The organism is Sphaerotilus sp., from assembly GCF_013299175.1.
Lineage (GTDB): Bacteria > Pseudomonadota > Gammaproteobacteria > Burkholderiales > Burkholderiaceae_C > Sphaerotilus.
Window position 1 is genome coordinate 1 of the sequence record NZ_JAAFKF010000176.1, and the last position, 4,348, is coordinate 4,348.

The 4,348-nt window shown below is 70.6% G+C and carries 4 protein-coding genes and 2 tRNA genes; 4 read left to right on the top strand and 2 right to left on the bottom strand.

The features are described 5' to 3' along the window. From QZW52_RS18675 to QZW52_RS18690, 4 genes are all read left to right on the top strand, one after another. Window positions 1–865 (top strand): carbohydrate kinase family protein (locus QZW52_RS18675; protein ID WP_294001560.1); only part of this gene is annotated, 865 nt, incomplete at its 5' end. A 51-nt stretch (window positions 866–916) separates the two neighbouring features. Beyond that, a tRNA-Pro gene (locus QZW52_RS18680) sits at window positions 917–993 on the top strand. Between the two features lie 26 nt (window positions 994–1,019). Further along, window positions 1,020–1,096, top strand: a tRNA-Arg gene (locus QZW52_RS18685). Window positions 1,097–1,138: 42 nt separating this feature from the next. Next, window positions 1,139–2,278, top strand: coding sequence for a hypothetical protein (locus tag QZW52_RS18690; RefSeq protein ID WP_294001563.1), 1,140 nt, complete (start codon window positions 1,139–1,141; stop codon window positions 2,276–2,278). A 24-nt stretch (window positions 2,279–2,302) separates the two neighbouring features. Here the strand turns inward: QZW52_RS18690 and QZW52_RS18695 are convergent, their stop codons facing one another. Both QZW52_RS18695 and QZW52_RS18700 read right to left on the bottom strand, forming a co-directional pair. Beyond that, entirely contained in the window at window positions 2,303–3,370 is a 1,068-nt protein-coding gene (locus QZW52_RS18695) for a phospholipase A (RefSeq protein ID WP_294001565.1), read from the bottom strand. A gap of 60 nt (window positions 3,371–3,430) precedes the next feature. Then, window positions 3,431–4,348: galactose-1-epimerase (locus tag QZW52_RS18700; protein WP_294001568.1), on the bottom strand; the 918-nt coding region annotated here is incomplete at its 5' end.

Here is a 4,348-nt window from a genome sequence, read left to right on the forward strand (position 1 = left end):
GGACGCCGTGGTCGGCGGCTCGCCGCTGAACGTGGCGGCGGGCGTGCAGCGCATGGGGCAGCCGGCGGTCTTCCTCGGCGCCATCTCGCGGGACTTCCTGGGCGAGCGCATCCTGAAGAGCGTGGTCGATGAGGGCATCTCGACCGAAGCCGTGGTCCTCAACGACGCGCCGACGACGCTGAGTCTGGTGGGCGTCGATGCGAACGGCGTGCCCAGCTACCGCTTCTACGGCACGGGCGGCGCCGACCGGCAACTGCTGCCCGAGCACCTGGCGCGCCTGCCGGCCGAAGTGGCCGCGATCCATTTCGGCTCCTTCGGCTGCGTGGTCGAGCCGATCGCGTCCACCATCCGCACGCTGGTGGCGCAGCGGCACACGTCCACGGTCATCTCCTACGACCCGAACGTGCGCCTGAACGTCGAGCCGTCGCTGGCCGCGTGGCGCGACAACATCGAGTGGATGGCCTCGCGCACGCACCTGCTCAAGCTGAGCGACGAGGACTTCGAGCGGTTGTATCCCGCGCTGCATCCGGCGGATCTGGCGGCGCGCTGGCTGGCGGCCGGGGTGTCGCTGGTGATGATGACCCGCGGCGGCCAGGGCGCGCTGGCGTGGACCCGCGAGGGGCAGTGCGAAGTGTCGGCGCCCAAGGTGCAGGTGCAGGACACGGTCGGCGCGGGCGACACCTTCCAGGCGGCGACGCTGGTGGCACTGGCGGAAATCGGGCGCCTGAGTCCGGCCGGGCTGGCGGCGATCACGCTCGACGAAGTGCGCCGCGTGGCCGATTTCGCTGCACAGGCCGCGGCCATCACCTGCACCCGCCGCGGCCCCGATCTGCCGCGTCGAAATGAACTTCGTGCATCTATCTGAGCATCTGCTGGCAATGAGAGTCAAAAGTCGGCTATGATCTAAGGCTCTTGTCGGGGCGTAGCGCAGCCTGGTAGCGCATCTGGTTTGGGACCAGAGGGTCGAAGGTTCGAATCCTTTCGCCCCGACCAAGATTTCAGATTCTTCAATCTGCACACTGCCCGTAGCTCAACTGGATAGAGCACCGGCCTTCTAAGCCGGGGGTCGGGAGTTCGAGTCTCTCCGGGCAGGCCAGTCGGCACACCCACTCCCCGCTTCCCGCTTTTTCCCCCGCGCATGTCCACTCCGCTGGAACGCCGCCTCCTCCCGTTCATCGCCTGCCAAGGCGCCTTCGCGACGCTGATCGGCTTCGCGGAGGTGCTGGTGTTCGCGCAACGCGGCTGGTCCGAGGCGGTGCAGTTCACGGCCGTGATGCTGACGGTGGCGATGGTGGGCATCGTGGGGTCGTTTGCGCTGGGTCGGCGGTGGTCGCTGCGGCCGGCGCACCTGATCTGCGCGGGTTTTCTGGCCCCGGCGTTCCTGCTGCTCGGCGCGGATGGCGAGCCACTGTGGCTGGCGCTGGCCGTCGGCTTGTACCTGGGCCTGACCTGGGGTGCGCGGCACTGGCTGGAGCTGAGCCTGCTCGCCGACGCCGACCGCGACGCCTACGCCGCCCACACCACGGTCTGGACCGTCTTCGCCGGGCTGTCCGCCACGCTGACGGTCACGCTGCTCCTGTCGATGACGGGCGAACGCGCCGCGGCGGTCTACACCAGCTACGCCGTGCTGGCGCTGGTGGCGGCCATCTGGGTGCCGCGCCAGTTGCCGGACACGCCGGCGATGCACTGGGACCGCCCTTGGGCGGTGGTTCGACAGCCGGGGTTCTCGCGCTGCCTGCCGCTGTACGGACTCGAATCGGGCTTGCTGGGCATCGGGATGGTGCTCGGGGCCAGCGGGGCGGTGCAGGCGCTCGGCGTGGTGAGCCACTACGGCTGGACAGCCAGCGCGGCGACGGTGCTGGGCGGGCTGGCCTTGTTCGCGCTGCGCCGCCGCCGCCATGCCGGCAACCGCCTGCGCTGGATGGCCTGGGCCGCACTCGGCATGGTGGCCGCCCACCTGCTGCTGGGCGCCAGCGTCTGGCATCCCGCCCTCTACGTCGTCCACCTGCTGACGCTCGCCGCCGTGCAGCCCTTCTGGGCGGCCAGCGAGCAGGTGCTCAACCAGCGGGTGCTCGACCTGGAGGGTGCGCTGGCGGACCGGATCGTCGTGCGCGAGTTCGTCTTGTGGGCGTTCCGGATGCTGGCGCTGGGCGGGTTCTGGTGGGCGGTGCAGGGGTGGTCGCCGGTGCGGGTGCTGCTGCTGGGCGCCGGGTTGATGGCGGTGGCGGTGCTGGCGGAATGGGGCGTTGGCCGGGCGTGGCTAACGCGCGCAGGCTGACCGTGGCGGACCCGCAATGCAGGGTCAGAACGGCGAAAACATCATCCCCGCCCCCACGCTCGTCTGGCGAAAGTTGTAGTCGGTCAAGGTCTCGCCGTGCCCCGTGAAGGCTTGCACATACCAGCGCAGCCCCTCGGGCTGGTCCAGGTGGATGGGGCGACTCCATTCGGCGAGCAGGGCGCCACGGTTCGTTCTCCGCGGTGAGCCGTTGTATTGCAGGGCCGCCACCGAATGGCCCGATGTCCAGCGCAACCGCAATTCGGCCCGCCCGCGGTAGAGGCCCAGGTCCGGGTTGTTGTCGGTGGCGAGCGGCTCGTTCAGGCGCTGGGTGAGCTTGGTGGTCAGGGTCCACGCGCCTTGCTCGATGCCGGCGGCGAGGTAGACCCGGTTCCAGCTCCGTGACAGCGGGTCGGACTGGCCGTTGGACTGGTGTGCCAGCCCGAGCTGCGTGCAGTGCCACTGCCAGCCGCCCGGCAGCGTGCGCAGGTGCATCGGCGTCGGCACCACCACCACCAGTTCCGGCTCGTAGTCGGTGTTGCGGAACGGCGCCGAATCCTGGCCGTTGAAGACCTGCCACAGCGCCTGCTGCGTGAAGCCGGCCCAGAGGTCGGCGCCCGACTGGAAGGCGTCTTCCACCAGCTTGGTGCGCAGCGAAAGCTGGAACTTCGCCTCGGCCCGCTGGTAGTCCGGCATTGGCACGGCGGCCTGTGTGGGCGAGTGCGGCGCCTGGTTGATGTGGCTGGTCAGGTGCAGCGGCAGGATGTAGTTGGGACGGTAGGAAACGAAGCGCAGCGTGCCGCGCTTGTCCTGCGGGTCCAGCTCCCAGTAGCGGGACAGCGTGCTCTGTGGTGCGCTGGGGCTGGTGGGTTGCGAGCGTTCGACGGGTGTGGCAGGTGTGGCGGGTGGTGCGCTGTGGTGCAGTGGGGTCAACGCGTCGTAGCAGGCCAGCCGTGGCCCGGCGTCGGCGAGTGTGGCGCAGTGCTGCAGGTCGGCCGCCAGGGTGTCTGGTGCGGCGCCCGCCAGCGGCGTGACGGCGGCCAGCAAGAGCGTGGGCAGCGGCTGCAGGAGGCTGCGTGGCAGGGGGTTCGACATCGGCGGGGAACTCCGTGGCGGAAGGTGGACGCACAGGGATGGACAGGCGTGCGCGGTCGGTCAGGTGGCCGTGGTCCAGCGCCAGTGCAGGTGCTCGGACAGCACCACGCCCGCAGCCAGCCAGCACGTCCGCTGCGCCCACGCCGCCTGGTTCGGGCTGTCCGCCAGCCACCCCGGCTCCATCGCCACCCCGGCATTGCGCACCATCGGCTGCCCGCCGCGCCCCGGCTCGCCAGCGAGGTGCCCGCCGGTGTAGACCTGCAGCGCGGGCATCGAGGTGGTCAGCGCCATCGACAGCTTGCCGTCCGACGAGGTCAGCACCGCGGCGGGTTGCGGCCCGGCGTCGAGCAGCCAGCCGTGGTCGTAGTCGCTGCCGATCGACTGCGCTGTGCGGAAATCGAACCCGGTGCTTTCCACCGGCTGCGGCCCGTCCACCGGCAGCAGTTCGGCATCGACCGGCAGGTACTGCGCCGCGCCGATCTGCAGCGTGTGGCCGCGCACGCTGCCCGGCTGCGCATCGAGGTTGAAGTACGCATGCTGCGTTGGCGCAACCGGGCAGGGCGCGTCCACCGTGGCGCGGATCTCCATCGCCATCGCCATCGCGTCGGTCAGCGTGTAGACGACGTCGATGTGCAGCGCGCCGGGGAAGCCCTGGTCGCCAGCCGGGCTGTCGAGCGAGAAGGTGACGGCGGTGTCGCTGCGCTGCGTGACCTGCCAGCGGCGGTGGCTGAAGCCGTCGGGGCCGCCGTGGAGCTGGTGGCGCGAGCCGGCAGGGTGCGGCACGAGCGCATGGGTGACGCCACCGCGGTGCAAGCGGGATTCGGCGATGCGGTTGGCATAGCGGCCGACGGTGGCGCCCAGGTAGCCGCCACGGGTGGCGTGGTCCTCGGGCGTCGGGTGGGCGAGCAGCACCTCGCGCGGCGCTTCACCGGGAACCGGTACCCGGCAGGACAGCCAGGTGGCGCCCCAGTCCATGAA

What these genes read in the sequence shown, in the direction of transcription:
- QZW52_RS18690 (WP_294001563.1), top strand. Translation starts at nt 1,139, where the DNA reads ATGTCCACTCCGCTGGAACGCCGCCTCCTCCCGTTCATCGCCTGCCAA.
- QZW52_RS18695 (WP_294001565.1), bottom strand. Translation starts at nt 3,370, where the DNA reads ATGTCGAACCCCCTGCCACGCAGCCTCCTGCAGCCGCTGCCCACGCTC.